Below are 26,643 nucleotides of genomic sequence, written 5' to 3'. Positions count from 1 at the left end.
ACCGGCTCGGGAGTGTCGGCACACGACCGTCTGCCGACACTCACCCCCGTGATCACGAACCCGCAGGTGGGCAGTGTCGACAACTCGAGTCGGCAATCAACGTCGGTGAACGGTCCGACCGATGGATTCCGGCACATCCTCATCGGCTACGCACGGCTCTCGACCGCCGACCAGAACCTCGATCATCAGATTGACGCCCTGCTGCGGGCCGGCGTCGACCGCGACAACATCCACGTCGACAAGGCGAGCGGCGCGAAGGCGTCCCGCCCAAAGCTCGATCTCGTCCTCCAACTGCTGTGCGAGGGCGACACGTTGAAGGTGACCCGGCTCGACCGGCTCTCCCGCTCCGTCCTGCACTTCGTGACCCTGGCGCCGACCTGCGCGAGCGCGGGATCGGGCTGCACGTCATCGAGCAGGGCATCGACACCGCCACGATGGAGGGCCGGGCGATGTTCGGGATGCTGTCCGTGCTGTCCGTGCTGTCCGTGCTCGCCGAGCTCCAGCGCGAGCTGATCGTGGCGAACGCCAACGACGGGCTCGCCTCCGCGCGCGCCCGGGGCCGCGTCGGCGGGCGCCGGCCGAAGCTCACCGCGGACCAGGCCTCGCTCGCCCAACGGCTCTACGACGAGCGAGAGAAGACCGTCCAGCAGATCGCCGACATGTCCGGCGTGCCCCGCTCGACGGTGTACGGGCACCTCGACAAGACGGACAAGGCCGATCAGCAGGGCACCGGCGGCGACCGCCAGTGCCACACGGCGCACGCGGGTGACACGCCTCCGGCGGGTGAGATCCCGCTCCCACTTCTTGATTGTGCGCCGGATGCCACCGAGATTTGCCCGCTCACCCGCGGCTGCCTGCCGCTGGTCGGCACTGAGCTGCTCGTCCGCACCGCTCATTCGGCTCGCTGCGTCATCATCGGAACTGCGGGACACGCCCTCCCCTTCCTCTCCACGCACAGTCAGCGGGCGAACGCTTCGGGCAGACGCATGTTGTTGCTGTCCTCCTCCATCAGGACGACGGTCGCGCCGAAGGGGTCGGAGTGGTTGAGCTGGATCGGAGTGAAGGCGAACTCGACTGCCGCCCTGTCGCCTTCAAACCAGCGGACTCTCGCTCGATCTCAACCGCACCGGCGGATTCTCGCTGCGCCGCGCACCGAGCGGCAGCATTTGTGCCCCGTTTCAGCCAAACCGGCCCCCGGCCTCAATAAGCCGGGTCCGATTCGCTCACCTTTCAGGCGAACGATCCGCGGGGGCATGGCCGCCATCCGGTCCCGCGGAACCTTGCCCCTGTCTCACCGGACCTCTTCCGATTCCCATGGCAGGGGCAAGGCCGGCTGAGAAGCTCAAGTTCGGCACGGCGCCACAGAGGCTGTCAGAGTCAGCAGTCAGGTCCGGGCGGCGGGCTGGTACGGGCTGTGCATGGTGAGAAAACGGATGTCGAGGTCGGATTCCAGGTAATCCATGCGCTGCTCCCAGAAGGCCCGCATGCGCGGGAGGGTCAGGTGGGCGTCGAGATCAGCCTGAGAGCGCCATGCCTCGTAGAAGACAAAGACGCCGGGTTCATCGCGGTCCTCATGGAAGTGATACTCCAGGCAACCGGGCTCCTGCCGGGTCGGCTCAACGAATGAGAGCAGGAGCTGTTTCAGCTCTGCGGCGCGTTCGGGCTTGGGGTGAGCGGTGCCGACGAGTGTGAGCGGCTGAGTCATGAAAGTTCTCTCCTGGATAGGTACGATGAATCTCGTACCTTCATGACGCTAGCGAGTCTGTAGGTACGATGCAAGTCATACCTGAATGGAGATGGAGGTGTCCTGATGCCCGACGACGAAGGCCACCCGGCCGTCGGGGAGATCGAGCTCGGCTCGGTGCTCACCGCGCTGGCGGATCCCCTGCGCCGCCGAGTGGTGCGTGTGTTGGCGGCCGAGCCCGACGGCACGGCGCGGACGTGCAGCTCCTTCGCACTGCCGGTCTCCAAGGCGACCGTCACGCACCACTTCCGGATTCTGCGCGAAGCCGGGCTGGTCAGGCAGGTCTCCCGAGGTAACAGTCGGATGGCCAGCCTGCGCCGGACTGACCTCGAGCGGCGGTTTCCTGGATTGCTGGCCATCGTGGCAGCCGAGCCGGAGGAATGACCTCGGGAGCGGGGCATTTCCGATTCGAGCCTGCACCTTTGGTTCGCACCCGGGGCGGCTCTGCCTTTACCGCAGACGCGACTTTTGGCTTCGTTCCCGGGTTCACCCGGGACGTGACGCGCCTCGGTCACCACGGCACCGGCGATCTGGAGGTGCAGCTTCGTACGGAGCGGGACCTGGAGCGTGCCCAGGACCTGTTCTGCCTCAGCTACGCCGCGGGGTAGCGGGTATCTCCTCCGGGTGGATGCTCATCCAGGAGTTCACCAGGGATGACGAGGTCGCAAAGAAGGTCTCCACCGATCTGCTGCGGCGGCCTGACGTCGTCCGCGAGACGATGCGGGACGACACCGTCAGGTTTCTGGTCAACCGGGCCCAGTTCGATAACTCCGACCAAACTCGCGAGACGATCCGTGAACGCACCCCGGCTGTCCGCAAGATCGAGCACACGGTTGAGTACTTGAACCTGGCGGGATCCTGCCACCAGTTCGTAGCCGCCTTGGGCCGGCTGGTCCCCAGGCTCCGGGGCCAGGAGTTCAGCGAGGATGAGCGCGAGACGGTTCGCCGCGGAATCGCCAGGGTGAGGGCTGGGGCCGAGTGGCTCGAAGCCGCGATCGACAACGGTGAGTTCACCCTCGACGAGCAGCTGACCCAGCTCCTCAAGGGCGAGTAGTCATGCCACGCCGCCGGGAGGCCCTGCCGCTTTCGGAGCACTACGGCGACCTGGTCCGCGTCGCCCTGATGGAAGTCCGCCCCGCCGGCCTTCGGACCAGACAGCTCATCATCGCTACCCGTCTGACGAAGTCCCAGGTCGGACGCGGGATCCGGCACCTGCGGGACGTCGGGGCGGCCGAGCACCTTACCCCCAACATCTGGCGACGCCGGGACGGCTACATGTTCTCCGAGGACCCTGCGGACCGGGTCGAGTACGAGAAGAAGCTATTCCGGCTGATCCTCGGCCGACTCACCCGGATGATCACGGGCACGCTCGATCCGCACATGGCCCGCTACCCCGACGACGAATGGGCCCAACTCGCATCCGCCCAGCTCACCGGCGTCCGCGCGACGCTGGCCCAGCTCACGAAATAGCCCGATGACGAGAATTGCCGAGCCCATCATGCGAACCTGTTCCCGCCGCCGCAGCCGCTACCCCTCCGATACCACAGCCGCCGAGTGGGCCCTGATCGAGCCTTTGCTGCCCGCCCCGGCCTGTCAGACCAATACCGGCGGACACCCCGAGAAGTGGCTGCGGCGGGACATCGTGGACGGGATCCGCTACATCGTCGACAACGGCGCCAAGTGGCGGGCTCTACCTGCGGATTTCCCGCCCTGGGAGACCGTCTGCGGATTCTTTCAGCGATGGAACCGGGGCGGGTGGGTGACCTTCATCCGCGATCAGCTGCGGCGCCGGATCCGTACCGGGAAGGGACGCTGCCCCTTCCCGGTCACACTGATCGTGGACTCGCAATCGATCAAGGCCGCCTCCACCGTCGGCAGCACCACCCGCGGCTACGATGCCGGGAAGAAAGTCAACGGCCGCAGGAGACACATCGCCGTCGACACCCTCGGCCTTCCCATGATGATCATGGTGACGCGCGCCAACATGACCGACCGCGACGCCGCCCGCGAAATGCTCTGGCGCCTCCGCCTCACCCATCCCCAGCTCACCCGGGTCTGGGCCGACTCCGCCCATGCCGGCCAGCTTGTCGACTGGGCTGACGACCGGCTCTGGCTCAGCCTGCGGACCGTCGCCCGGCCACGGACAGCCGAAGGCTTCGTTGTTCTGCCGCGACGACGGAAGGTCGAGCGCACGATCGGCCGGCTGATGAACGCCCGCCGAAACGTCCGAGACCACGAGCGTCTGCCTCAACACAGCGAAGCCCACCTGAACTGGGCACTCATCACGGTGATGACCAAGCGCTTGACTCGCAAAAGCGCCCGTACCGACAGCTGGACGAAGAATCCCAGCCCCTCAACTGACCGCCGACAGGCGCGGGACATTACTGGAGAGTGAAGGACGCTCGCTCATGCCACCCCGTGCCGTCGTGAACCATGAGTTCTACCGACGATACGCGCGCTGTGATGGGGAGACAGCCGAGGAGGTCGGCCTCAACCTTCTTCAGGGCAGTGGCTTGTTGGCCTTGGGCCACGGTCAGGTGCGGGATGACGTCTGTGAACTGGCCGCCGAACGGCGGGGTCTGTGGCCATCGATCGGCTATCGCCTGAGTGAGCTGCCGGAACTGCGTGTCCGGTTCGGGGACGAGATACAGCACCCCGGGAAACCGTCCACAGCTCTCGAACCGAACCTCAAAGGCCCGGTGCCCTTCCAGCACCTCCCCGACAGCAGCGCAGACGGCGCTATCGATGCGGCTCTCTTCGAGGAACGGGAAGAGCACCGTGACATGCGCTGGAACACCCGCGCGGGCTGAGGGGTCAAGCTGTTCGCGCCACGCACGAACAGCGGGCTCGGCCTCGGGGATCTTCACGATGAGTCCCGTTTGCCCTGCCTGAAACTCGCTGGAGCCGTCGTCTGCCACCGTATCTGTCTACCAACGAGCCCTGGCGACTGCGACCCAATAATCGCCATCGGGCCCGTCTCAACTGGGCGCTCATCACCGTGATGACCAAGCGCCTGACCCACAAAGGATCTCGCACCGACAGTTGGACGATGCGGTCCTAGCCTGACCTGGCACGATGACGGCCATGAATCCCCAGCCGCATCCCCATACAGGAATGTCAGGCCTCCGGCTCGGTTCCAACGAGGCAGCGGCAGACGTCCGTGCGGCCAGCCGACTCGTTTCCGCGCGCTATCCGGAAGCGATCGGCGCGGTGCTGGGCGGTTCGGCCGCACGCGGTCAGTCCACTCCCAACAGTGACCTCGACATCACAGTCCTTCTCCCCGATCACGGCATGAGACGTCGTGAGGTGCTTCGTCACGACGAGATCCTGGCTGAGGTCTTCCTCAACAGCCGCTCCGACCTGCGAACTGCCTTCGCGGAAAGTNAACAGCCGCTCCGACCTGCGAACTGCCTTCGCGGAAAGTCGCACGACGCGCAGGGCGACCGCTCTCTTCCTCTTCGCTGATTCCCTCGTTCTCCACGACCCCGACGGCCATGTCGAGGCGCTTCGCCAAGAGGCCAAAGCCCTGTTGGCAGCAGGCCCAGATCCCCTGACCGGGCCCGAGCACGACGCCCAGCGAGCCCTGCTCACAGACCTCTTGGACGATCTCACTGACACCGGCCCCAACAGCGACCCTCACGAACAGCTGGCCGTGGCAGACCGGGTCCTGCGCGAAGCCGCGCACCTGCTCACCGCGCACCATCGCATGTGGAACGGTGCCGGAAAATGGCTGCCCAGGCGCTTGAGAGCAGCTGACCCCGTACTCGGCAAGGGCCTGCTCGACGGACACCTCGCTCTGGCCAGACACGCTGATCCCACACTGCCGGCGACCTCAGCCATCCGAGTGCTGAACCTGACAGGCGGTCCTCTGCGCGAAGGCTACGTCGACCGCTGACGCCCTCTACACCAGCGCCAGTGTCACCGATGCCACCTGCCACGGGGCATCTCGGCAGGTTGAAAAACACCTACTCAGGAGAGCTTCGTGGTCGCCGGGGTCGGCGGCGTACACCGGGACGGTCCGGGTCTGCGGCGTGAGCGGCTCTGTCGAAGTGGCAGGCGTGATGGCGGGTGCTCCCGTGAGGGCGAGGGTGCGATGGCCTCGGTGGCGCTGCCGTAGACGCTGGTGATGACGCGCAGGTGGTCTTCGCCGTTGAGGTGGATGCTCTCCCCGTCGAAGCCGGCGATCACCGTGCCCACCAGCTCACCGTCGTTCCCGCTATCTCTCGGCTTCGCTCGACCAGGGGGACCTCCATGGCCAGCAGCAGCGACTCGGGGTCGCGGGCCACCAGTCGCGCCACGCCGTCGGTGTCATCGCTGATGCTGGTGCCCTCGGCGGCGATTTTCCAGAAGGCGAGTGCGGCATCGAGATCGGCCGGCGTCCCGGCCCGGATCTGAAGATCATTCATAGCCGGATCCCACCACCGGGCTGAGCGGGGTGTCGACCGGATTCCACGATGCGGGCTGCCCCGGCGTCAGCTGCCCTTCAGCTCCTCCAGCACCGGCGCGAACGCCTCCAGGAACGGGTCCAGGACGGTGATGTAGGAGAACCCGAACCGCTCACGGCGCTCCCGCAGCTGCTCGGCCATCTGCGCCGGCGTACCGATCAGCAGCGTCGGTGCGTCCAGTGCCTGCTCCTCGTCGAGCCCGATGTCCAGTGCGGCGATCTCCCGGGCGACGGCCCGACGGTCGTCGGTGACCAGCACCTGCTGTACGAGGATGTTCAGCTCGGCCGGCTCGGGGCGGTCGGCGGCGTACTCCTGATACCTGGCGACCGAGGCCGCGAGCTGGTCGGCCGGCATCAGCTCCAGCGTGCCCTCCGGCTTGCCGGGCGACTGCCGGCCACCCGTGAATGCCGCGATCTCCGCGTGCCGGGCCGCAAGTCGCAGCATCCGCGGGCCGTTGCCGCCGATCAGCAGCGGCGGCCGCGGCCGCTGGGCCGGCTGCGGCACATGCCCGTCGTCGCCCAGCAGCCGGTCCAACTCCTCGATGGTGCGGGTCAGATGGTCCACCCGCTCGCCCGGCGAGCCCCAGGGCAGACCGGCCGTCTCGTGCTCGGCACGGACGTACCCCGTGCCCAGGCCAAGCTCCAGTCGCCCGCCGGTCAGCGCATCGGTGGTGGCCACCTCGCGGGCCAGCAGCGCCGGGTTGAAGAACCCGGTGTTGAGGACGAAGGTGCCCACCCGCGGCCGCTCGGTCGCCTCCGCCGCGGCGATCAGCGCGGGGAACGGCGCCGGCATGCCCAGATGGTCCGGGACGAGCAGTACGTCATAGCCCAGCTCCTCGGCGTGCCGGCACTTCTCGTGCCAGGTGGCTCCCGAATCGATGGTGAGCATATTGACGCCGAAGCGGAACGGACGTGGCACGAAGTCCCCTTGGAAAGTGCGCGATCGGCGGTGACCGTGACCGGTCACCGGCCCATGCAACCATGATCCGTTGCAACGCTGGCGGACGAAGCATCGATTCCCGTGCGGCGGCCACGTCCCTGCCGAAAGACCACTTGGGCCTCGCCCGCGCCTTCGCTCTTGGCGTTCATGCCGTGGTCGGTGGTGATCAGGAGGGGGCGTCCATCGCGTCAAGTCCGCCCCAGATCTCGCCCGACAGCTCCACGGCGGCCTCCGTCGCGCCCGCCGCGCAGGCGTCGATCAGCGCATCGTGCCGCTCGGCGGACGCGCGCGCCGCGGCGCTGGAGAAGCGGCGGCGCTCCGGTCTGCGCAGCAGCGGGGTGTAGCGGCGGACCGTCTCGGCCAGCGCCGCGTTGCCGCACACCTCGATCGGTACCGCGTGCAGTTCGTCGTCGGCGGCGATGGCGGCGAGCGCGTCCTCGGCGTCCAGCGCGCGGACGAACGCGGCATTGGCCGCCCGCATCCGGTCGAGGTGCTCCTCGGTCATCCGGGGGACCGCCTCGCGTACGGCCAGCGCATGCATCGCCTGGACGACGGCGAGCGCGTCCCGGATCTCCTCGGCCACGACGGGGGCGACCCGGGTGTAGCTCTGTGGCTTGGACACCACCAGCCGTTCCGCGGCCAGGCGGGCGAGCGCCTGCCGTACCGGGGCGCGGGAGAGCCCCAGCCGTTCGGCGAGCTCGGCATCGTTGAGTTTCTGGCCGGGCGGCAGCTCGCCGGAGACGATCGCCTCCAGCAGCGCGTCATACGCCTCGTCGCGCAGCAGCCTTCTCGGCACCGGTTCCAGTGCGGTCACGCCCTCGATCTTATGCGCGGACCCCCGCGCGACGAGGCGCCCCGAAGAGGAACTAACATTTCAGATGTCAATTTCGCCTCTCTCGGGAAAGCGGGAGGTCAGGACGTCTGTCCAGGGCGATGTAACGGCGATACAGCAGGGAGACGGACGAGGTGCCGACACGGATACGGATACCCGGCGGCCGGGGCGCGGCCGCGCGCTCCGGTACGGGGGGTGTGGCGGGTCCGATGACCCTGGGGCTGATCGCCGCCGCCTGTTTCGCCACCACCTTTGTGCTCAACCGCTGGATGAGCGTGGCCGGCGGCTCCTGGATGTGGAGCGCGAGCCTGCGCTACCTCTTCATGGTCGTCCCGCTGGTCGCGTTGGTGGCCGTGCGCGGCGGTCTGCCCGGCGTACTGCGCACTCTGCGCGCCCGCCCCACGACCTGGCTGATCTGGTCGACCGTCGGCTTCGGCCTCTTCTACGCGCCGCTCACCTGGGCCGGCCAGGCAGGGGCGGGCTGGCTGGTCGCCTCGACCTGGCAGCTGGTGATCGTCGCGGGCATCGGGCTGGGCGCGCTCGGCGGCGGCCGGGTCCCGCTGCGTACGCTCGGGGTCTCCGTGCTGATCGTCGTCGGCGTGCTGCTGGCCCAGCTGGAGCACGCCGACGGTACGGGCCCGGCCACGGTCCTCCGGGTGGTGCTGCCGGTCACGGTCGCCGCCGTCGCCTACCCGCTCGGCAACCGCAAACTCCTCGGGCTCGACGGCCTGGACGGCGTCCAGCGCACCCTGGCGATGACACTGGGCTCGCTCCCGCTGTGGCTGGCACTGGCGGCCACGGCGGCGGTGACCCAAGGCCCGCCCAGCGGCGGCCAGTTGACGCAGTCGCTGATCGTCGCCCTGGTCTCCGGCGTCGTGGCCACCACCCTCTTCTTCCGCGCCACCGACCTGGTGCGCCACCACCCCGCCACCCTGGGCGCGGTCGAGGCCACCCAGGCGGCCGAGGTGCCGTTCACCCTGCTCGGTGAGGCGCTGATGGTGGGCGTGGCGGCGCCGGCACTATCGGGCTGGGCCGGTCTCGCGCTCATCGTCCTGGGGCTGTGTGCGCATGCGCTGGGTCATGTACCCGGCGGCGGCGACCGCGAGCAGCAGGACGACGGTGCCGAGGGTGAACGTCTCGAACGCGAGCCGGGAGACGCTCCAGGTCGCCCGGAAGTCGTACGGGATGCCGAAGAGCTCCTCCAGAGTGCCGGGAAACAGCGCCACCCATGAGCCGAGCAGGATCCAGGCGTAGACGAGCACGACCGCGACCGTGAAGCCGCGGGTGCCGAAGGGCACCTGATAGGGCCGGGGCACCGAGCGGTGACGCAGCCGCAGCACCAACAGCGAGGGAATCACGGCGAGATAGGACAGCAGCAGCGTGGTGATCGCGACGGACAGCACCACACCGAAGACGGAAGAGGTGTCCCCGCTCGCCAGATGCATCGCGGCGACCATGAAGGCGGTGGCGGTGACACCGGAGACCAGATTCATCCGGACCGGTGTGCCCAGCCGTGGATGGAAGGCGCCCAGGCCGCGGGTGAAGAACCCGCCGTCGGCGGCCGCCATCGCCTGCATCCGGTCGGCGACGATCATCCAGGCGCTGCCCTGGGTCAGCAGTGCCACCGCGAACAGCACGGCGACAAAGGTCAGAAGGGGGTCGCGCCAGCCGCCGTAGATACCGAAGACCAGCCGGGCGGCATCCATGAAGCCGCCGACTCCGGTGACCTGGCCGCCCGGGGCGACGGAGAGGATGGCCAGGACCGGCAGCAGATAGCAGCAGGTGGCGATGGCGCCGGAGACCCCGATCGCGACCGGCACATCGTGCTGCGCATCGAGCATCTCGTCCCCTGCCGCGTTGGGCGCCTCGAACCCGACGAACGCGAACAGCAGCACTGGCACCAGTGCCAGAAACCCGGCACCGCTGGGCGCGAAACCGGCGCCCGACAGGCCCTGGAAGCCGTGCTGGACGCCGTACGCCACCGCGGTACCGGTGAAGAACGCCAGCGCCAGGACCTTGGCCCCGGCGCCGGTCGTGGTGATCCATTTGCCGCGGCGCAGCGACACCACCGCGGTGAGGATGGCGGCCCAGATGAAGACCAGCTTGAAGGCGTAGTCGGCCACCGTTCCCGAGCCGAGCGGAAAGACGAAGCCGTCCCAGGCCTCGGCGGCCACGAAGACCAGCGAGCCGCCCAGCCAGACCGGGTTGGTGACCCAATAGAACAGGGTGGTCAGCGCGGCCGCCAGCCGGCCGAAGGCCACCTCCACCCAGACATAGGGCCCGCCTTCCTGCGGGAACGCGGCGCCGGTCTCGGCGAAGATCAGGGCGTAGGGCAGCAGAAACGCCACCGCGATAACGGCGATCCAGGTGACGGCCTGGCCGCCGCCGGAGGCGATCTGCCCGATCACATCGAAGGAGATCACGGCGGCGACGCTGATCGCCATGATGTCGAAGCGACGCAGGCTGCGCTTCAGATTCGGGACGGAGGCTGGGACGGACACTGCGGTGGTCCTCCTGAGGGCCGAGCGGTCGTGGGCGGTCCGGTCGTTCGCTGATCGCGCCGGTGTGCCGAGTCCCGCACGATCACCCCGGTCTCACGACGGATCACATCGTGCGGCATCCGCTCCGGCAGGGTGGGCAGCGGCGCGCGGGGCGGCCTCCGCTCCGGCCCGGTACCACACGGGCGACGACGCTTGCCGGTGCTAGCGGATGCGCGCTAGCTTGGAGGGGTGGCGAAGACACAGCTGAACGTCCGGGTGGACGAAGCCACCGCCGAAGCGGCGCGAGCGCGCGCCCTGCAGCGGGGAGTGAGCGTGAACCGCTATATCGAGGAGCTCGTCCTGAAGGACGCCGGCGAGGTCGGGCAGACCTTCGTCGAGGCCGCCTCCGACTTCATGAAGCAGTACGAGCGGGTCTTCGCCGAGGAATTCGGCCTGGAACCGGGGGGCGCCCAAGGCCGTCCCGCCACCACCCACCGCGAAGGACAGCCGGGCACAACGTGACGCTGCGCATCGACCTCGCCTGGCTCCTCCTGATCGCCGAACAGCACACCCCGGGAGACCCTCAGGTCTCCGACTGGGGCGCCCTCGTGGCCGCCGTCAGCCGCCATGAAGCGGAAATATTCGGTGTGCCCGTCTACACCGATCCCCAGGACCGCGCCGCGGCCCTCCTCCAACTCCTGCTCCAGGTACCGGCGTTGGAGCGCTCGAACGCCATGTTCGCGACCGCCGTCGCCTACGGCTATCTCGTCGCCAGCGGCCTGAAGATCGCCACCTCACCCGAGCAGGTCCGCGATCTCGCCCGCCTCGTCAAGGAAGGCACGGCGGACGTCCACGCCATCGCCGACGAACTGCGCACCTGGACGGTGTGAGGCGACCGAGCGGCCGCCGACGGCGCGACGGCCGCCGGGTGGCTCAGTTGCCCGGCCGCCGCGCCACACCCAGCACCGCCGGCGACGTCGGGAGCGTCGGTCCCCGCTCCGGTACCTTCAACCGCCGCATCCGCACCACCTCGAACCCCGCGCCCCGGATCTCGCCCAGCGGATCGCGACCGGTGTGACAGCCCCCCATCAGCAGCGGCCAGACCGTGTGGTCCAACGACCACTGCACCGCCGCCAGCCCCCGCCCCGCCGCCCGCCCGTGCTCGAAGAACCGCAGCTCACCACCGGGACGCAGCACCCGCCGCAGCTCCATCAGCGCCCGCTGCACATCGCGCACCGAACACAGCACCAGCGACGCCACCGCCGTATCGAACGCCTCGCTCTTGACCGGCAGGGCCTCCGCCACCCCGGGCACCACATCCACCGGCACCTCAACATGCGCGGCCGCCGACCGGGCCACCTCCCGGAGCGTGGACTCCGGCTCGATGGCCACCACCTCCGAAACGGTCCCCGGATAGTGCGGAAAGTTCAGTCCGGGGCCGGCGCCGACCTCGATGACCCGCCCTATAGCGCCCGTCAGCAACTCCTTGCGGAGCCCTGCGACCCCCGCCCGCGCGTCCGCGGCCGGACCGCAGCAGCTCGCGTAGAAGCGGGCGAACACCGGGTGGTGCACGGTGCCTTGCGGAATTCTCCTGCGCTGCAACATGACGGGCCCTTTCGCCGGCGGTGCCCCCTCCTGCCTGTCAGTCTCCCCACCTGGAAGGGGACAAGTCCCACGGCGCCGTCCCGCCCGGCATTCGGATATCCGTACGAGCCCGACCGCGCGGCCTCCTGGCCACCCCGCCGGCGGTTCCGCGTCGAGCGCCGCGCGACATCACGCGCTCGGGGGAGTGCGGAACGCGCCCGATCCACCGAGCTCCGGCGCCAGCCAGCCGGGGGCCGCGGCGCGGAAGGCGTGCGGCGGCAGCCCGCCGGAGCCCTCCGGGATGACGCCGAGGAGCGGGGCGCCCGCGGCCTCCGGGAGGTCGGCCAGATTGCAGCGGGACGCCAGATCGGGTTCGGCCGGCCAGCTGCCGATGACGACGCCGGGGGAGTCGAGCCCGTACGAGCGCAGTGCCAGCGCGGTCAGTGCCGTGGTGTTGAGGGTGCCAAGGCCGGCCTGGGCGACCACCAGGACGGGGGCGTCCGCCAGCCGCGCGGCGTCGGCGAGGGTGTGGCCGTCCGCGTCGAAGCGTACGAGCAGACCGCCCGCACCTTCGACGAGTACCAGGTCGTGCGAGGCGGCCAGCTTGGCGGCGGCCTCGGCGATCTCCTGGGGGCTCACCGGCGGCAGACCGGCCCGCAGTGCGGCCGTGGCGGGCGCCAACGGGTCGGGGTAGCGGGCGAGTTCGCTGAGGGTGACCGGACCGGCCAGCCGCTCGACCTCCGCCGCATCGCCCCTCTCGTGCGCGGTGACGCCGGTCTGGGCCGGCTTGAGCACGGCCACCGAACGGCCCTGGGCGAGCGCGGCCGCGGCGATCGCGGCCGTGGTCACGGTCTTGCCGATCTCCGTGCCCGTGCCGGTCACGAACAGCACCGACATGGTGTACCTCCGACTCCGCGCGGACGAACCCGCGCGCATTGACTGGGTGAATGGTTCCTGCGGTGCGGCGGCGGGGGGCGCCGGGCCGGCTCGTTCGCCAACTGGCCCCGCGCACCCCGGAGTTCAGCCCACGCGAGCTGCCGCGCACACCGCGGCGCAGATGCGCGCCACATCCTCGTCGCCGGTGATGTACGGCGGCATCGTGTAGATCAGATCCCGGAACGGGCGCAGCCATACGCCCTCCCGGACCGCCGCCCGGGTCGCGGCCGCCATGTCCACCTCGTGGTCGAGCTGGACGACACCGATCGCGCCGAGGACACGTACGTCACGTACTCCGGCGATGCTCCCGGCCGCCGCCAGACCGTCCCGCAGCCCGGCCTCGATCCGCTTGACCTCCTGCGCCCAGTCCTGGGACAGCAGCAGCTCGATCGAGGCGTCGGCGACGGACGCGGCGAGCGGATTGCCCATGAAGGTGGGGCCGTGTGCCAGCACCGGCAGTTCGCCGCGCGAGATGCCGTCCGCGACGGCCGTCGTGCACAGCGTCGCCGCCAGGGTCAGATATCCGCCGGTCAGCGCCTTGCCGAGGCACATCACGTCCGGTGCGACCCCCGCGTGTTCGGCGGCGAAGAGGGCGCCCGTACGGCCGAAGCCGGTGGCGATCTCGTCGAAGACGAGCAGTACACCGTGCGTGTCGCAGGCCTCGCGCAGCACCCGCAGATAGCCGGGGGAGTGGAACGACATCCCGCCCGCGCCCTGCACCACGGGCTCCACGATCACCGCTGCCAGCTCCTCGGCGTGCCGGCCGATCAGCTCGCGCAGATGCGCCGCGTACGCCTCGTCGGGCGCGGCGTCGAAGCCGGCCGGCGGCGCGTCCGCGAAGATCTGCCGCGGCAGCACCCCCTGCCACAGCTCATGCATCCCGCCGTCCGGGTCGCAGACCGACATCGGCTGCCAGGTGTCGCCGTGATAGCCGCCCCGCCAGGTCAACAACCGCTGTTTACGGGGCTTTCCGAGCGAGCGCCAGTACTGCAGGCACATCTTGACGGCGACCTCGACCGACACCGAACCGGAGTCGGCGAGGAAGACATGCCGCAGCGGCTCGGGCGTGATGTCGACCAGCCGCTTCGCCAGGCGTACGGCGGGCTCATGGGTGAGCCCGCCGAACATCACATGGCTCATCCGCTCCAGCTGGCCGCGCGCGGCGTCATTGAGCACCGGGTGGTTGTAGCCGTGCACCGCCGACCACCAGGAGGACATACCGTCCACCAACTCGTCCCGGCCCTCGGCGGGTTCGGCCAGCCGGAGCCGCACGCCGGACGCCGACTCGACCAGCAGCGGTGCGGCCTTGCCGGGCATCGGCCCGTACGGATGCCACACATGCTGCCGGTCGAGGGCGAGCAGTTCGCGGGGGGTGAGCGGCTCAGGCATTGGGCGGAAGGTCGGTACCGGCGCCGCGGCGGCGCACCGCGACCAGGTCGCGGCGGGTCTCGTCGGACGGGGCGGGAACGGTGGCGGCGGGAGCCTCGGCCTCCTCGGCAGTGGCCGCCTGCGCTTCCGCCCCGTCGCCGCACGGCCTGCGATGCTCGGGCAGCGTCGTGGTGTCCGTGCCCTCGACCTCGAAGCCGGCGTCCGTGATCATCGCCAGGTCGTCCTTGCCGGCCTGGCCCTCGCTGGTCAGATAGTCGCCGAGGAAGATGGAGTTGACCAGGTGCAGGGCGAGCGGCTGCATGCTGCGCAGATGGACCTCGCGGCCGCCGGCCAGCCGGACCTCGATGTCCGGGCAGACGAACCGGACCATCGCCAGGATGCGCAGCGCGCGCTGCGGGGTGAGGTTCCACTCCTTGGCGAGCGGGGTGCCCTCGAACGGGATCAGGAAGTTGACCGGGACGGAGTCGGGGTCCAGCTCGCGCAGCGCGAAGACCACATCGACGAGGTCGGCGTCGCTCTCACCCATTCCGGCGATCAGCCCGGAGCAGGCGGACATGCCCGCCGCCTGGGCCTGCTGGACGGTGGAGACCCGGTCGGAGAAGTCATGCGTGGTGCAGATGTCGCCGTATGTGGCTTCTGAGGTGTTGAGGTTGTGGTTGTACGCATCGGCGCCCGCCGCGCGCAGCCGGTCCGCCTGGCCGTCGGAGAGCAGACCCAGACAGGCGCACACCTCCACGCCCTCGTTCTGCTCCTTGATGGTGGAGATGGTCTCCGAGACCCGGTCCACGTCCTTGTCGGTGGGGCCGCGGCCGCTGGCCACCAGGCAGACGCGCTTGGCGCCACCGGCCACCCCGGCGGCGGCCGCCTTGGAGGCGTCATCGGGCTTGAGCCAGGTGTACTTGAGGATCTCGGCCTTCGAGCCCAGCCGCTGGGAGCAGTACGAGCAGTCCTCGGGGCACAGGCCCGACTTGAGGTTGACGAGATAGTTGAGCTTGACCCGCCGCCCGAACCACTGGCGGCGCACCTTTCCGGCCGCGGCCACGACATCGAGCAGTTCGTCATCGGAGGTCGCCAATACGGCCAGCGCCTCTTCGCGGGTCGGCAACTCGCGCCGCAGTCCCTTGTCCACCAGTGTGTTCAGCAGGTCCATGGCGTTGATCCTGACGTACGCCACCGCCCCCGGCCAAGGAGGATTCCCACAACGAGCGTGGATCGGGGTGTGTGTATCACCACACTGTGTGCCTGCGGAACGACCGCTAACGTCTATCGACAGCCCACAATCGAGGCCGACTCACAAAGGACGCCGATGCCGCAGGACTCCGCCCCGTCGCTGCTCCGCGACGCCTCGCCAGCGACCCCCGTCGAGCCGTCCGCCGCGCCCGCCCGGCAGGCGCACGACTCGCCCTCCCCGCAGGCGTATCACGCGGCCTTCGACTGGATCGACGCGGCACACGCCGAGCGCCGCCGTGCCGGACTCGTCCGCACCCTGCGCCCCCGCCCCGTCGACTCCCCGCTGCTCGATCTGGCCAGCAACGACTATCTCGGACTCGCCCGGCACCCCGAGGTCACCCGTGGCGCGGCCGCCGCCGCACACCGCTGGGGAGCAGGCGCGACCGGCTCCCGGCTGGTCACCGGCAGCACCGAGCTGCACGCCCGGCTGGAGACGGAACTCGCCGCATTCTGCGGATTCGAGGCGGCTTTGGTGCTGTCCTCCGGATATGCCGCGAATCTCGCCGCCGTCACCGCGCTCACCGCCCCCGGCACCCTGCTCGTCTCCGACGCCGGCAACCACGCCTCCCTGATCGACGGCTGCCGGCTCTCCCGGGCCCGTACCGAAGTGGTCCCGCACGCCGATCCGGAGGCCGTACGCACCGCGCTGACCGGCCACGACGGCCGGGCGCTCGCCGTCACCGACTCGGTGTTCTCGGTCGACGGCGACGCCGCGCCGCTGCCCGCGCTCGCCGAGGTCTGCCGGGCAGCGGGCGCGGCTCTCCTCGTCGACGACGCACATGGCCTGGGCGTCCTGGGCGACGGGGGGAGTGGCGCGCTGCGGGCGGCCGGACTGGCCGGTGACGGCGATGTGGTGGCCACCGTGACGCTCTCCAAGTCGCTCGGCTCCCAGGGCGGCGCGGTGCTCGGCCCGGCCCGGGTCATCGAGCACCTGGTCAACACCGCCCGGTCGTTCATCTTCGACACCGGTCTCGCCCCGGCGGCGGTCGGCGGCGCCCTTGCCGCGCTGCGCCTGCTGCGCCGCGAACCGCAGCGCGCCACCCGCGCCGGGCAGGTCGCACGCGAGCTGCACGGGCGGCTCACCGCGGCAGGTCTGGCGGCGGTACGGCCGGACGCCGCGGTGGTCTCGGTACGCGCCCCGTCGCCGGAGGCCGCGGTCCGCTGGGCCGCCGACTGCCGTACGGCCGGCCTCGCAGTCGGCTGCTTCCGGCCGCCGTCCGTACCCGACGGGATCTCCCGGCTGCGGCTCACCGCCCGCGCGGATCTGACGGATGCCCAGCTCGGCATGGCGGTCGGCACGATCGTGGCCACGGCGCCGGTGGTGTGAATGGGCGGGGGCTCGATCCGGCGGCGGATTGAAGCGGCGCCGGCTTGAACCGGCTACGGCTTGATCCGGCGCCGGCTTGAACCGGTGGGGCGGTCGCCGTCCGGGCGTCACCACCGGCTCCACCGGGTCCACCAGATCCCTCGGGCCCATCGAGCCCCGTGCGCCCCAAATCCGTTCTCGCGTAGCAGAGTTCACCGCATTGAGCGATAGATATCTGTATATGTTGGTGGATCGAGCACCACACCGGCAGCATGGGTGGCACTCTGGCGCACAGCAGAAGTCCGAGGCCGAATCGGTGTCCCGAGCGGCATCCCGGCGTCCCTGGTCAGCGGACCGGAGCCGGGACTCGGTGGGAAAGGGACGGCGTCGCGATGGCAGACCACCAACAATCCTCACTCACTCTGCCGAGCGCCCCGGCCTCGGTCGCCATCGCCCGCCGACACGCCCTGGCAGTGCTCGCCGAATGGGGCCTGCCGGCCGATTCCGAAACCGCCGACTCCGTCCGTCTGATCGTCTCCGAACTCGCGACCAACGCCGTCCAGCACACCTTCGGCCAGTCCCCGACCTTCACCATCGAGCTACGGCTCGACCGCGATGAACACCTGCGCGTCGGTGTCACCGACAGCCATCCGCGCCGGCCGCGCCGGCTGCCCGCCGCGGTCCAGCAGGACAACGGCCGTGGCATGGTCATCGTCCGCTTCCTCGCCGCGGAGGCCGGCGGCCGCCTCTCGGTCGTCCCCACCGCGTCCGGCGGCAAGACCGTCGGGATCGCCATGCCATGGCCGGTCGCCGTCCGCTGACCAGGGCTTCGGCCGCAGAGACCGTGCGTCATGGTGCGGGGGAGTGGCGGGTGAAGGCACCGCGCAACAGGGCCCGCAGGGTGTCAGCGGCCGGGGTGCCGCCCCCGGGGCGGTAGGCCACCGAGATCCGGCGATGCAGCTCCGGTGGGTCCAGCCGGCGGATCCCCAGCGGGGTCACCGAGCCCTCCGCCACCATCTCCGGCACCACCGCCACCCCGAGCCCGGCGCTCACCAGCGCACACACCACCGCATAGCTCGGCGACTCACAGCGCACCGCCACACTCGCCCCGGCCGCCGCCAGCGCCGCCTCCACCTCGCGCCGGTTGGGGTTGGCCGGCGCCATGCTGACCAGCGGCTGGCCGGCCAGCTCGGCCAGCGGCAGCCGTCCTGCGCCCGCCGACAGGGCATGGCCGGGCGCCGTGACGAGCACCAGCTCCTCGGCCAGCAGCGGCTCCAGACTCACACCGTCCGGCGGCGGCATCGCCTCGCCCGGCACGTACTCGTGCGTCAGCGCCAGATCTATCTCGCCCAGCGCCACCGCCGCGGTGTCCTGCGGCGGTACGAACTCCGTCACGCTCAGCTCCACATCGGGGTGCGCACGGCGGAACGAGCTGAGCGCGGGCGGCAGCAGATGCGTACCGGCGGTCATGAACGTGCCGATCCGCAGCCGGCCGCCGGACAGCCCCGCCAGCTGCGACAGCTCGTGCCGGGCCTGATCCAGCTCGTCGAGCACCCGCCGGGCCCGTATGAGCAGCAGTTCCCCGGCTGCCGTCAGCCGCGCCCCGCGGTGGTGGCGCACCAGCAGCGCCGCCCCGGCCTCCCGTTCCAGCTTGGCGAGCTGCTGGGAGAGCGCGGGGGCGGTGTAGCCGAGCCGGGCGGCGGCCCGGGTGATCGAACCGGCTTCCGCGACCGCCACCAGAGCGGCCAGCCGTGTGGGGTCGTACATAAGAACCTCTTTAGGCCCTCCAAGAAGATTGCCAATACCTATTAAAGGCTCTGACCGGCGAAGCTGCTCATATGGACGGACAGCTGATTGCCTTCACCGGAGTCGCCGCGGGCATGGTCACCATGCCGGGCGCGGATTTCGCGGTCGTGGTGCGCAATGCCCTCGACTCGCGCCGGGCGGGGGTGGCCACCGCCGTCGGCGTCGCGGGCGGACTGCTGGTGCACACCGCGCTGGCGGTGGCCGGGCTCGCGGCGGTGCTGGTCGCCGTGCCCGCGCTCTTCGGTGCCGTCCAACTCCTCGGCGGCGCCTACCTGTTGTACCTCGGTGGCCGCGCCCTGATCGCGGCCGTCCGGCGCCCGGCGACTGTCGTGGACGCCTCGGCCGATCCCTCCGCCGCCCCGTCCGCCGACGGCGCCCGCCCGGCCGCCCTCCTGGGCACCGCGCAGGGGCTGCGCCAGGGCTTTTTGACCAATGCGCTCAACCCCAAGGCCCCCGTGCTCTTCCTCAGCCTGCTCCCGCAGTTCGTTCCGGCGGGCGAGCCCGCACTGCCCCGTACGCTGCTGCTCGCCACGATGGTCGTCGCGATGGCGCTGGTGTGGTTCCCGGCCGTCGCCCTGCTCGTGGACCGGCTGGGCGCCTGGCTGCGCCGCCCGCGGGTGACCCGGGCCCTGGAAGCCACCACCGGCGCGCTGCTCACCGCCCTGGGCGGCATCCTGCTCGTCGAGCTGGTGCTCGCCTGAGCGACGTCCTGGACCCGACCTAGCCGCGACCGCCGTGCGGCACCATCAGCACCTCGGCGCCCACCGGCACGAACCCGGCGGCCAGGATCCCGCGGACGCTGCGCGCATTGCCGGGGGCGACCTGTGCCCACAGCAGCTCGCCGGCCGGGAGGAGATGCCGGGCGGCGTACGCCAGCCGGCGGCCGAGGCCGTGCCCCTGTGCCACGCCGTCCACCTCGACGGCCAGCTCCCAGCGGTCGGCCACCCCACGGCCGATGACCAGCGTCCCGCCGTCGGCGGTCGTCCAGGCCCGTACGTCGTCGCGGTGCCGCAGCGCCCGGGTTATTCGCGGATGGCCGCGGTCCGTCGTCTCCGCCAGCTCCAGCGGCGGCGGACCGGGCAGTGCCTCGGCGACCGTCACCATGTCGATGTTGTTGGCCTCGCGGCCCACCCGCTCGCCCAGAGCCGTGAGAAACGGCGGGCTGAGCGGCGCCGAGAGATCACCGGGCGCTATCCGGTCCCGCACCCATGAGGGCTCCACGTCCGCGAACACCACGGCATGGCAGGTGAAGGCCGCCACCCCCACGTCCCGTGGTGACGGCGGGGGCAGCACCGTCACCGATCCGTCGGCGGGCGGAAAGCTTCCGCGCGCCGCGGCCGTCAGCAGCTTGCTCAGGTGCGAGGTCACTCGGTCAAATTACCGAAGCCCACTGACAACTGACCGAGCGTAAGGCGAAGTCGCAGGTCAACGCACTCTTCCGTACCAGACGGCGCGGCTCCAGATCCGCTCCAGCCGTACCACGCTGCCGGCCTTGGGCGCATGCCAGATCCGGCTCCGGCCCGCGTAGATGCCGACGTGGTAAATGCCGCTGCCCGAATAGAAGAACACCAGGTCGCCGCGTCTTCGGGAGGAGGCCGGCACATGCCGGGTCTGCCCGTACTGCGCGGCGGCGGTGCGTGGCAGGGCCCGGCCGGCGCGCTTGAACGAGTACAGCGTCAGCCCCGAACAGTCGAAGCGCCAGGGCCCCTGGGCGCCGTACTGGTAGGGAGCGCCCCTCTTGGACGCCGCGATCCGCAGTGCATGGGCGGAGACGGTTGCGGCCTCGGCGTCCGCGGTCGCTCCCGGGGCGAGTGTCGCCCCGCCGAGGGTGACCAGCGTCATCGCGGAGACGGCGCCGGCGCGCGCCAGCAGATTCGGCGTATGTGTGCGCACGGTCATGCGCAAACCCTTCGTCAGCCGCCTACGAAGGAAGACCTGTCGGGTTCGGGCAGGCGAAGATGCCCGGCCATGCGTACGGCTTCACCCCAAGGAACCCGCGGCCGGGAAGGCCGGGGCCCCGTCGTGCTCGGGTCCTCCGCTCCCGCCGATCCACATCGTCGACCGGACATCCGGTACGGCGGCGGGATTGGGCGCCCGTCCGGACCGCCCCGTCTCTGTGGCGGGGTCTTGTCGTCGAAGGGATCGTCACGCACCCACCGCCCGAATTCCGAGCTGAAAATGCCGTATGTGACATGGGTCACATTTGGGCTGAATGGTTAGTTTTGTTCCTGCAGGTGGTCTGACGCGGGGTGTTGCGGCCCTGGGACCAGCGGCGAAACATCAAGGGCCGGATGAATTATGTGTGCCCCGCGCAATTCGTCGCCTCCTTACAACAGGCGCGGACGCTACGCCGTATGCGCAGCCCCGGCGCGCGTGTCGGGTCACAGGTCCTCGGGTGGCGGCACCGTCACGAGCCCGGCCCGGCGCTCGCCGTCCAGTACTTGTAGCGCCCGGGTCAGCGCTGCGCGGTGCAGCTCGCTCTCGCCCCGGTTGTGCATCAGCGTCAGTGCGTCCCGTAGTTCGGCGGCCTTGCCGACCAGTGCCTGGGCGGCGCGCAGCCCGCTGTAGGTGTGGCCGCCGCGGGTCGGATTGATCCGGCCGAGCAGGTCGAGCACCGCCAGATAGGAGTCGATCAGCTCACCCTCGGCGCGGGTCAGGGCGGGCAGTGGCGGGGGTTCGGGTGGCAGCATCGGGGATCACCGCGCGACGGGCTCGGGGGACGACTGCTTGCGGTTACGGGTGAGCCCGTCGATCAGGCCGTACTCCAGGGCGGCCGGGGCGTCGAAGATCTTGTCGCGCTCGATGTCGGCGGCGATCCGCTCGCGAGGCTGTCCGGTGTGCCGCACCAGCATCTCCTCCAGCATGTCGCGGGTGCGCAGCATCTCGTCCGCCTGGATCTGCAGGTCGGTGGCCTGGCCCTGGATGGGTTCGCTGAGCGACGGCTGGTGGATCAGGATCCGGGCGCGGGGCAGCGCCAGCCGCTTTCCGGGTGTGCCGGCGGCCAGCAGCACCGCGGCGGCGGAGGCGGCCTGCCCCAGGCAGACGGTCTCCACGTCGCACGACACGAAGCGCATCGTGTCGTAGATGGCGGTCATCGCGGTGAACGAGCCGCCGGGGGAGTTGATGTAGAGCGAGATGTCCTGCTCGGGCGCGGCGTGTTCGAGGTGGACGAACTGGGCCATGACGTCGTTGGCCGAGGCGTCGTCGATCGGGGTGCCCAGGAAGACGATGCGCTCGCTGAGCAGTTTGGAGTACGGGTCCATGGTGCGCGTCCCCTGGGAGGTGCGCTCGGTGAGCTCGGGAAGGACATAGCGGGCTGTCGATCGCAGCATGGCTGCTCCTCTTCTCTGTAAAAAATGTACAGGACGTACATCCCGTTAGAATGGGAGCATGGCCTATGAAATTCCGGTGACGCAAGCCCGGGCGGAGCTGGCGGATCTGATCAACCGTGTCGTCTACGGCGGTGAGCGGGTGGTCGTCACCCGCCACGGCAAGCCCCTCGTCGCGCTGGTATCCGCCGCTGACCTGCAGCAACTCGAAGAACTCGGGCAGTGCGAGCAGGACGCGGAGGAGGAGCAGGTGATCAGCACGGTGTCCGCCGTGCGGCAGCTGCCGTCCGCTCCGGGCGAACGACGGCGGTTCGGTATCGCCGCGGAACACCGCGACCCGGCCGCCGGGGATCGGCGACCGGGTCGGGAGAAATGACGGTCAGCGAGCGCTGACCGTGCGGTGGGGCAGGTGGCTCAAGAGCTGAGCTGCCACAGTGCGTTGGCGATGGCGTCGCTGTTGTTGTCCAGCGCGGTGTCGTCGATGTTCTTCGACGTGTCGCAGGACTGGTGGTAGCAGGCGTCGAACGCCTTGCCCGCGGTCCCGCCCCAGGCCTTCGCCTGTGCCTCGGTCTTGATGTAGTCGGCGCCGGAGAACAGTCCGCCGACCGGGATGCCGGCGTCCTTGAACGAAGCATGGTCGGAGCGGCCGTCGCCCTCGGTCTCGGGCTCGGTCGCGATGTTCTTGGTCGCGTACCAGTCCTTGAAGACCTTCTCCAGGCGGGCATCGTCGTCGTAGACGAAGTAGCCCGGGTTCGGCGAGCCGATCATATCGAAGTTCAGATACGAGTCGATCTTCGAGCGGTCGCCCTGCGCCAGGCTGTCGACGTAGTGCTTCGAGCCGACCATGCCGTCCTCTTCGTCGCCCCACCAGCCGAACCGCAGGTGCTTGGCGGGCTTGAAGTCGGACTTGGCGACCGCGAGGGCGACCTCGAGGATGCCGGCCGAGCCGGAGCCGTTGTCGTTGATGCCGGGGCCCGCGTCGACCGAGTCCAGATGGGCGCCGGTCATCACGGTCTTGCTCTCGTCGCCGCCCGGCCAGTCGGCGACCAGGTTGTAGCCCTTGGCGCCGTTGTTGTCGAACTCCTGGACCTGGGTGGTGAATCCGGCCTGGTCCAGCTTGCCCTTGATGAAGTCGACGGACGCCTTGTAGCCCGGCTGGCCGTGGGCGCGGTTGCCGCCGTTGGCGTCGGCGATCGACTGCAGCTGGTCCAGGTCGGCCTTGACGGCCTTGACGTCGATGTCCGGGGCGGCGGCCGGCGCGGTGTCGGCGTAGGCGCCGGCCGCGGTGAAGAGGGTGGCGGCCAGGGCGGTGACGGTGCCCGCGGCCAGCGCGGCCCGGCGTATTCGTGCCGAATGAGTCACAGTGTGGCTCCGATACAAGTGTGGGGGGTTGGTTGAGCTTGTTTGACGCGCACATGAGGATTGCGACCGTCCCCGAACCCGTCAAGAGCGCATATCGGACAGTGGTGTTCGCAGAGCGGGACGTGTCGGGTTTGTGGTGATCGTGGCGGTCAGGCCGCCGGATGTCCCGGCTGTCGCGCGGCCCGGTGGTGGCTTCGGGGTGCGGAATTCGCCATCAGTTGTCCCGTATGGGCGGGGGCTTGATGGGGGTAAGTCGGTTCCGGCAAACGGGTTGCTGCGCCGTAACGGGCGGCAATGACGCCGCGTTACATCAGGCGCAACAGATGACGCGGATGTGTCCCTGGCTGTAACGCCGATGAAATCCCGCCGAACTAGCCTCCGGTCGTGGGGCTCTTGATGGCCAAGTGCTGGAGGTCGGTTTGCTCCTCCTTTAATCAGTGCGTGGTACATCTATCGATACAGGTGCGTCCACGCCTGTGACCTGGGTAAATGCGTCCCGGGTGGTGAAGACTGTGAGGTGGAGAAGGTATGCAACTGACCCCGCATGAACAAGAACGTTTGATGATTCATGTGGCGGCAGACGTGGCCGAAAAGCGACGGTCCCGAGGGGTGAAGCTCAACCATCCCGAATCGATTGCGCTGCTGACCGTGCACATCCTCGAAGGCGCCCGGGACGGCCGTACCGTCGCCGAGCTCATGTCCTCCGGTCGCAAGGTGCTCACCCGCGACGAGGTCATGGAGGGCGTCCCCGAGATGATCCACGATGTGCAGGTCGAGGCCACCTTCCCCGACGGCACCAAGCTCGTCACCGTTCACGAACCCATCAACTGATCACGGGAGAGCAGAAGATGATCCCGGGACAGATCCTCTACGCCGACGAGCCGGTGCGCCTGAACGAAGGCCTCCCCCTCACGCGCATGACCGTCCTCAACGCCGCCGACCGCCCCGTCCAGGTCGGCTCCCACTACCACTTCGCCGAGGCCAACCCCGGCCTCGACTTCGACCGCGCGGCCGCGCACGGCAAGCGGCTGAACGTCGCGGCCGGCTCCGCCGTGCGCTTCGAGCCCGGGATTCCCACCGAGGTCGAACTCGTCCCCATCGGGGGCAAGCGCATCGTCATGGGCCTGCGGGGCGAGACCGGAGGCACCCTCGATGGCTGAGCTGACCCGCCAGGCGTACGCCGATCTCTTCGGCCCGACCACCGGCGACCGGATCCGGCTCGCCGACACCGACCTGGTCATCGAGATCACCGAGGACCGCTCGGGAGGGCCCGGCCGGGCCGGCGACGAGGCCGTCTTCGGCGGCGGCAAGGTGATCCGCGAATCGATGGGCCAGTCCCGCGCCACCCGCGCCGAGGGCACCCCCGACACCGTGATCACCGGTGCGGTGGTGCTCGACCACTGGGGCATCGTCAAGGCCGACGTCGGCATCCGCGACGGCAGGATCACCGCGCTCGGCAAGGCCGGCAACCCCGACACCATGGACGGCGTCCACCCCGACCTGGTCATCGGGCCCGAGACCGAGGTCATCGCCGGCAACGGCAAGATCCTCACCGCCGGCGCCATCGACACCCATGTCCACTTCATCTGCCCCCAGCAGGTGGACGAGGCGCTGGCCTCCGGCGTCACCACCCTCGTCGGCGGCGGCACCGGACCGGCAGAGGGCAGCAAGGCCACCACCATCACCCCCGGCGCCTGGCACGTTGCCCGGATGTTCGAGTCGATGGACTCCCTGCCGGTCAATGTCGGCCTGCTCGGCAAGGGCAACACCACCTCGCTCGCATCGATGCGCGACCAGCTGCGGGCGGGCATCCTCGGCTTCAAGATCCACGAGGACTGGGGCGCGACCCCCGCCGTCCTCGACGCCTGTCTGAACGTCTGCGAGGAGAGCGGCGCGCAGCTCGCGATCCACACCGACACCCTCAACGAGGCCGGATTCCTCGCCGACACCCTCGCCGCCATCGGCGGCCGTTCCCTCCACGCGTTCCATGTCGAAGGCGCCGGCGGCGGCCACGCCCCCGACATGATCGCGATGGTCTCCGAGCCGAATGTGCTGCCCGCGTCCACCAACCCCACGCGCCCGCACACCATCAACACCGTCGAGGAACACCTCGACATGCTGATGGTCTGCCACCACCTCAACCCCGCCGTCCCCGAGGACCTCGCCTTCGCCGAGTCCCGGATCCGGCCCTCCACGATCGCGGCCGAGGACATCCTGCACGACCTCGGCGCCATCTCGATCATGTCCTCCGACGCCCAGGCCATGGGCCGGATCGGCGAGGTCGTGATGCGTACGTGGCAGACCGCGCACGTCATGAAGCGGCGCCGGGGCAGCCTCCTCGGCGACGGCAGCGCCGACAACCACCGCGCCCGCCGCTATGTCGCGAAGTACACCATCAACGCGGCCATCGCCCAGGGCATCGACCATGTCGTCGGCTCCGTCGAGGACGGCAAGCTCGCCGACCTCGTCCTGTGGGACCCGGCGTTCTTCGGCGTCAAGCCGCAGCTCGTCATCAAGGGCGGCCAGATCGCCTACGCGCAGATGGGCGACGCCAACGCCTCCATCCCCACCCCGCAGCCGATCCTGCCCCGCCCGATGTTCGGCGCCACCGGCAAGGCCCCGGGCAGCAACTCGGTCAACTTCGTCTCCCGGCAGGCAATCGAGGACGATCTCCCCGAGCGTCTCCCACTGGCCAAGCGCTACGAGGCGATCCGCAGCACCCGCGGCGTCACCAAGGCCGATATGCGCAACAACGACGCCCTGCCGCGCGTCCAGGTCGACCCCGACACCTTCACGGTGACCATCGACGGCGAGGTGGTCGAACCCGCCCCCGCCACCGAACTCCCCATGGCCCAGCGGTACTTCCTCTTCTGATGTACCGCCCGATGAACATCCCGATGAAGGACGCGTACCACCGATGAGCCGCGCAGCGCTGCTCGTCCTCGCCGACGGCCGGTTCCCCGCCGGAGGGCACGCCCACTCGGGCGGCGCCGAACCGGCCGTCACCGCGGGACGCATCAAGGACGCCGCCACCCTGGAAACCTTCTGCCGGGGCCGGCTGCACACCGCGGGCCTGGTCGCCGCGGGGCTCGCCGCCGCGGCCGCCGCCGGCTGCGACCCGCTGCTCCTGGACGACGCTGCCGACGCCCGTACGCCCGTACCGGCGCTGCGGCAGGTCGCCCGGCGGCTCGGCCGGCAGATGATGCGGGCCGCCCGCGCCACCTGGCCCAGCGCCGCACTCGACGCGCTCGCCGCGGCCCG

Annotated in this window: 31 protein-coding genes, 5 pseudogenes and 1 riboswitch; of the genes and pseudogenes, 19 read left to right on the top strand and 17 right to left on the bottom strand. The window is 70.0% G+C overall.

The genetic code is table 11. The features are described from left to right. Nucleotides 1-12: 12 nt before the first annotated feature. Nucleotides 13-503: pseudogene (locus DY245_RS29890) on the top strand (recombinase family protein); the annotation flags it as partial. Further along, nucleotides 477-1,337 carry a helix-turn-helix domain-containing protein gene (locus tag DY245_RS46975; RefSeq protein ID WP_425329457.1) on the top strand — a complete coding sequence of 287 codons (861 nt, stop codon included), beginning with the start codon at nt 477-479 and terminating at the stop codon, nt 1,335-1,337. The pseudogene DY245_RS29890 and the gene DY245_RS46975, both read left to right, overlap by 27 nt. 47 nt (nt 1,338-1,384) lie before the next feature. Here DY245_RS46975 and DY245_RS29885 read toward each other — a convergent pair whose 3' ends face one another. Further along, the gene (locus tag DY245_RS29885; protein ID WP_128510317.1) at nt 1,385-1,705 is read right to left on the bottom strand and encodes a putative quinol monooxygenase; all 321 of its coding nucleotides are present in this window, start codon (nt 1,703-1,705) and stop codon (nt 1,385-1,387) included. A gap of 105 nt (nt 1,706-1,810) precedes the next feature. On the opposite strand from DY245_RS29885, the gene DY245_RS29880 reads away from it, so the two are divergent. The 5 genes and pseudogenes from DY245_RS29880 (at nt 1,811) to DY245_RS29860 (ending at nt 4,139) form a co-directional block, all read left to right on the top strand. Next, nucleotides 1,811-2,128, top strand: coding sequence for an ArsR/SmtB family transcription factor (locus tag DY245_RS29880; RefSeq protein ID WP_128510316.1), 318 nt, complete (start codon nt 1,811-1,813; stop codon nt 2,126-2,128). Nucleotides 2,129-2,214: 86 nt separating this feature from the next. After that, a pseudogene (locus DY245_RS29875) lies at nt 2,215-2,352 on the top strand (transporter); the annotation flags it as partial. Nucleotides 2,353-2,372: 20 nt separating this feature from the next. Continuing rightward, nucleotides 2,373-2,798: a DUF6192 family protein gene (locus tag DY245_RS29870; RefSeq protein ID WP_220377965.1), complete on the top strand. Its 426-nt coding sequence runs from the start codon at nt 2,373-2,375 to the stop codon at nt 2,796-2,798. Between the two features lie 2 nt (nt 2,799-2,800). Then, nucleotides 2,801-3,214: a hypothetical protein gene (locus DY245_RS29865; protein ID WP_128510315.1), complete on the top strand. Its 414-nt coding sequence runs from the start codon at nt 2,801-2,803 to the stop codon at nt 3,212-3,214. 4 nt (nt 3,215-3,218) lie between these two features. After that, nucleotides 3,219-4,139, top strand: coding sequence for an IS5 family transposase (locus tag DY245_RS29860; RefSeq protein WP_342354227.1), 921 nt, complete (start codon nt 3,219-3,221; stop codon nt 4,137-4,139). On the opposite strand, the gene DY245_RS29855 is transcribed toward DY245_RS29860, so the two are convergent. Then, on the bottom strand, nt 4,126-4,662 hold the full coding sequence (locus DY245_RS29855) for a 2'-5' RNA ligase family protein (protein WP_181923936.1): 537 nt from the start codon (nt 4,660-4,662) through the stop codon (nt 4,126-4,128). The two genes, DY245_RS29860 and DY245_RS29855, sit on opposite strands and share 14 nt — an antisense overlap. Nucleotides 4,663-4,819: 157 nt before the next feature. Between DY245_RS29855 and DY245_RS29850 the strand changes: the two are divergent. Then, a pseudogene (locus DY245_RS29850) lies at nt 4,820-5,128 on the top strand (nucleotidyltransferase domain-containing protein); the annotation flags it as partial. A 1-nt stretch (nt 5,129) separates the two neighbouring features. Here DY245_RS29850 and DY245_RS46970 read toward each other — a convergent pair. From DY245_RS46970 to DY245_RS29830, 4 genes and pseudogenes are all read right to left on the bottom strand, one after another. Next, the coding region (locus tag DY245_RS46970) for a hypothetical protein (RefSeq protein ID WP_244943358.1) at nt 5,130-5,534 on the bottom strand (405 nt) is incomplete at its 3' end. A 362-nt stretch (nt 5,535-5,896) separates the two neighbouring features. After that, nucleotides 5,897-6,150, bottom strand: a pseudogene (locus DY245_RS29840) (GNAT family N-acetyltransferase); the annotation flags it as partial. 66 nt (nt 6,151-6,216) lie between these two features. Next, complete coding sequence (locus DY245_RS29835) at nt 6,217-7,107, bottom strand: LLM class F420-dependent oxidoreductase (protein WP_128510313.1); 891 nt, start codon at nt 7,105-7,107, stop codon at nt 6,217-6,219. A 187-nt stretch (nt 7,108-7,294) separates the two neighbouring features. Beyond that, nucleotides 7,295-7,942 (bottom strand): GntR family transcriptional regulator, encoded by a 648-nt coding sequence (locus DY245_RS29830; RefSeq protein WP_128510312.1) that lies wholly within the window; start codon nt 7,940-7,942, stop codon nt 7,295-7,297. Between the two features lie 227 nt (nt 7,943-8,169). On the opposite strand from DY245_RS29830, the pseudogene DY245_RS46965 reads away from it, so the two are divergent. Further along, a pseudogene (locus tag DY245_RS46965) lies at nt 8,170-8,970 on the top strand (multidrug resistance efflux transporter family protein); the annotation flags it as partial. Nucleotides 8,971-8,979: 9 nt separating this feature from the next. Here the strand turns inward: DY245_RS46965 and DY245_RS45425 are convergent. Continuing rightward, the gene (locus DY245_RS45425) at nt 8,980-10,461 is read right to left on the bottom strand and encodes an APC family permease (protein ID WP_128510311.1); all 1,482 of its coding nucleotides are present in this window, start codon (nt 10,459-10,461) and stop codon (nt 8,980-8,982) included. 228 nt (nt 10,462-10,689) lie between these two features. On the opposite strand from DY245_RS45425, the gene DY245_RS29815 reads away from it, so the two are divergent. Then, entirely contained in the window at nt 10,690-10,962 is a 273-nt protein-coding gene (locus DY245_RS29815; RefSeq protein WP_128510310.1) for a toxin-antitoxin system HicB family antitoxin, read from the top strand. Further along, nucleotides 10,959-11,330 (top strand): fic family toxin-antitoxin system, toxin component, encoded by a 372-nt coding sequence (locus tag DY245_RS29810; RefSeq protein ID WP_128510309.1) that lies wholly within the window; start codon nt 10,959-10,961, stop codon nt 11,328-11,330. Before DY245_RS29815 ends, DY245_RS29810 begins: the two co-directional genes overlap by 4 nt. Before the next feature lie 43 nt (nt 11,331-11,373). Here DY245_RS29810 and DY245_RS29805 read toward each other — a convergent pair whose 3' ends face one another. From DY245_RS29805 to bioB, 4 genes are all read right to left on the bottom strand, one after another. Next, complete coding sequence (locus DY245_RS29805) at nt 11,374-12,045, bottom strand: class I SAM-dependent methyltransferase (RefSeq protein ID WP_128510308.1); 672 nt, start codon at nt 12,043-12,045, stop codon at nt 11,374-11,376. Between the two features lie 168 nt (nt 12,046-12,213). Beyond that, nucleotides 12,214-12,960 (bottom strand): dethiobiotin synthase, encoded by a 747-nt coding sequence (gene bioD, locus DY245_RS29800; protein ID WP_128510307.1) that lies wholly within the window; start codon nt 12,958-12,960, stop codon nt 12,214-12,216. Nucleotides 12,961-13,044: 84 nt separating this feature from the next. Then, nucleotides 13,045-14,349 carry an adenosylmethionine--8-amino-7-oxononanoate transaminase gene (locus DY245_RS29795; protein WP_128510306.1) on the bottom strand — a complete coding sequence of 435 codons (1,305 nt, stop codon included), beginning with the start codon at nt 14,347-14,349 and terminating at the stop codon, nt 13,045-13,047. Beyond that, nucleotides 14,342-15,499: a biotin synthase BioB gene (gene bioB, locus DY245_RS29790; protein WP_128510305.1), complete on the bottom strand. Its 1,158-nt coding sequence runs from the start codon at nt 15,497-15,499 to the stop codon at nt 14,342-14,344. The genes DY245_RS29795 and bioB overlap by 8 nt, the downstream gene beginning before the upstream one ends. Nucleotides 15,500-15,655: 156 nt before the next feature. Between bioB and DY245_RS29785 the strand changes: the two genes are divergently transcribed. Further along, on the top strand, nt 15,656-16,906 hold the full coding sequence (locus tag DY245_RS29785) for an 8-amino-7-oxononanoate synthase (protein WP_244943356.1): 1,251 nt from the start codon (nt 15,656-15,658) through the stop codon (nt 16,904-16,906). Nucleotides 16,907-17,277: 371 nt separating this feature from the next. After that, nucleotides 17,278-17,706: an ATP-binding protein gene (locus tag DY245_RS29780; protein ID WP_128510304.1), complete on the top strand. Its 429-nt coding sequence runs from the start codon at nt 17,278-17,280 to the stop codon at nt 17,704-17,706. 28 nt (nt 17,707-17,734) lie between these two features. Here DY245_RS29780 and DY245_RS29775 read toward each other — a convergent pair whose 3' ends face one another. Continuing rightward, the gene (locus DY245_RS29775) at nt 17,735-18,652 is read right to left on the bottom strand and encodes a LysR family transcriptional regulator (RefSeq protein WP_128510303.1); all 918 of its coding nucleotides are present in this window, start codon (nt 18,650-18,652) and stop codon (nt 17,735-17,737) included. A 71-nt stretch (nt 18,653-18,723) separates the two neighbouring features. On the opposite strand from DY245_RS29775, the gene DY245_RS29770 reads away from it, so the two are divergent. Then, entirely contained in the window at nt 18,724-19,392 is a 669-nt protein-coding gene (locus DY245_RS29770) for a LysE family translocator (RefSeq protein WP_128510302.1), read from the top strand. Nucleotides 19,393-19,411: 19 nt separating this feature from the next. On the opposite strand, the gene DY245_RS29765 is transcribed toward DY245_RS29770, so the two are convergent. From DY245_RS29765 to DY245_RS29750, 4 genes are all read right to left on the bottom strand, one after another. Continuing rightward, nucleotides 19,412-20,059, bottom strand: coding sequence for a GNAT family N-acetyltransferase (locus tag DY245_RS29765; protein ID WP_128510301.1), 648 nt, complete (start codon nt 20,057-20,059; stop codon nt 19,412-19,414). 57 nt (nt 20,060-20,116) lie between these two features. Then, complete coding sequence (locus tag DY245_RS29760) at nt 20,117-20,590, bottom strand: C40 family peptidase (protein ID WP_128510300.1); 474 nt, start codon at nt 20,588-20,590, stop codon at nt 20,117-20,119. A gap of 4 nt (nt 20,591-20,594) precedes the next feature. After that, a riboswitch (cyclic di-AMP (ydaO/yuaA leader) is annotated at nt 20,595-20,781 on the bottom strand. 291 nt (nt 20,782-21,072) lie between these two features. Next, nucleotides 21,073-21,381, bottom strand: a complete 309-nt coding sequence (locus DY245_RS29755; RefSeq protein ID WP_128510299.1) for a hypothetical protein — start codon at nt 21,379-21,381, stop codon at nt 21,073-21,075. A gap of 6 nt (nt 21,382-21,387) precedes the next feature. Next, nucleotides 21,388-22,023, bottom strand: a complete 636-nt coding sequence (locus DY245_RS29750) for an ATP-dependent Clp protease proteolytic subunit (RefSeq protein WP_128510298.1) — start codon at nt 22,021-22,023, stop codon at nt 21,388-21,390. Between the two features lie 58 nt (nt 22,024-22,081). Here DY245_RS29750 and DY245_RS29745 point away from each other — a divergent pair, with 58 nt between their 5' ends. Beyond that, nucleotides 22,082-22,396: a type II toxin-antitoxin system Phd/YefM family antitoxin gene (locus DY245_RS29745; RefSeq protein ID WP_128510297.1), complete on the top strand. Its 315-nt coding sequence runs from the start codon at nt 22,082-22,084 to the stop codon at nt 22,394-22,396. 38 nt (nt 22,397-22,434) lie between these two features. Here DY245_RS29745 and DY245_RS29740 read toward each other — a convergent pair whose 3' ends face one another. After that, nucleotides 22,435-23,382 carry a M28 family metallopeptidase gene (locus DY245_RS29740; protein WP_128510296.1) on the bottom strand — a complete coding sequence of 316 codons (948 nt, stop codon included), beginning with the start codon at nt 23,380-23,382 and terminating at the stop codon, nt 22,435-22,437. Between the two features lie 528 nt (nt 23,383-23,910). Here DY245_RS29740 and DY245_RS29735 point away from each other — a divergent pair. The 4 genes from DY245_RS29735 to DY245_RS29720 all read left to right on the top strand — a co-directional run. Beyond that, nucleotides 23,911-24,213 carry an urease subunit gamma gene (locus DY245_RS29735; protein WP_006608038.1) on the top strand — a complete coding sequence of 101 codons (303 nt, stop codon included), beginning with the start codon at nt 23,911-23,913 and terminating at the stop codon, nt 24,211-24,213. A gap of 17 nt (nt 24,214-24,230) precedes the next feature. Continuing rightward, nucleotides 24,231-24,542 carry an urease subunit beta gene (locus DY245_RS29730; protein ID WP_128510295.1) on the top strand — a complete coding sequence of 104 codons (312 nt, stop codon included), beginning with the start codon at nt 24,231-24,233 and terminating at the stop codon, nt 24,540-24,542. Continuing rightward, nucleotides 24,535-26,256, top strand: coding sequence for an urease subunit alpha (locus tag DY245_RS29725; RefSeq protein ID WP_128510294.1), 1,722 nt, complete (start codon nt 24,535-24,537; stop codon nt 26,254-26,256). Before DY245_RS29730 ends, DY245_RS29725 begins: the two co-directional genes overlap by 8 nt. A gap of 43 nt (nt 26,257-26,299) precedes the next feature. Next, nucleotides 26,300-26,643, top strand: a 344-nt coding sequence (locus DY245_RS29720) for an urease accessory protein UreF (protein ID WP_280525012.1), incomplete at its 3' end; no start/stop codon positions are given.

The organism is Streptomyces inhibens, assembly GCF_003389455.1.
In the GTDB taxonomy this organism is placed as follows: Bacteria; Actinomycetota; Actinomycetes; order Streptomycetales; family Streptomycetaceae; genus Streptomyces; species Streptomyces inhibens.
Note: the sequence above shows the minus strand (reverse complement) of the source record. Positions and strands in the feature narration are given on the sequence as shown.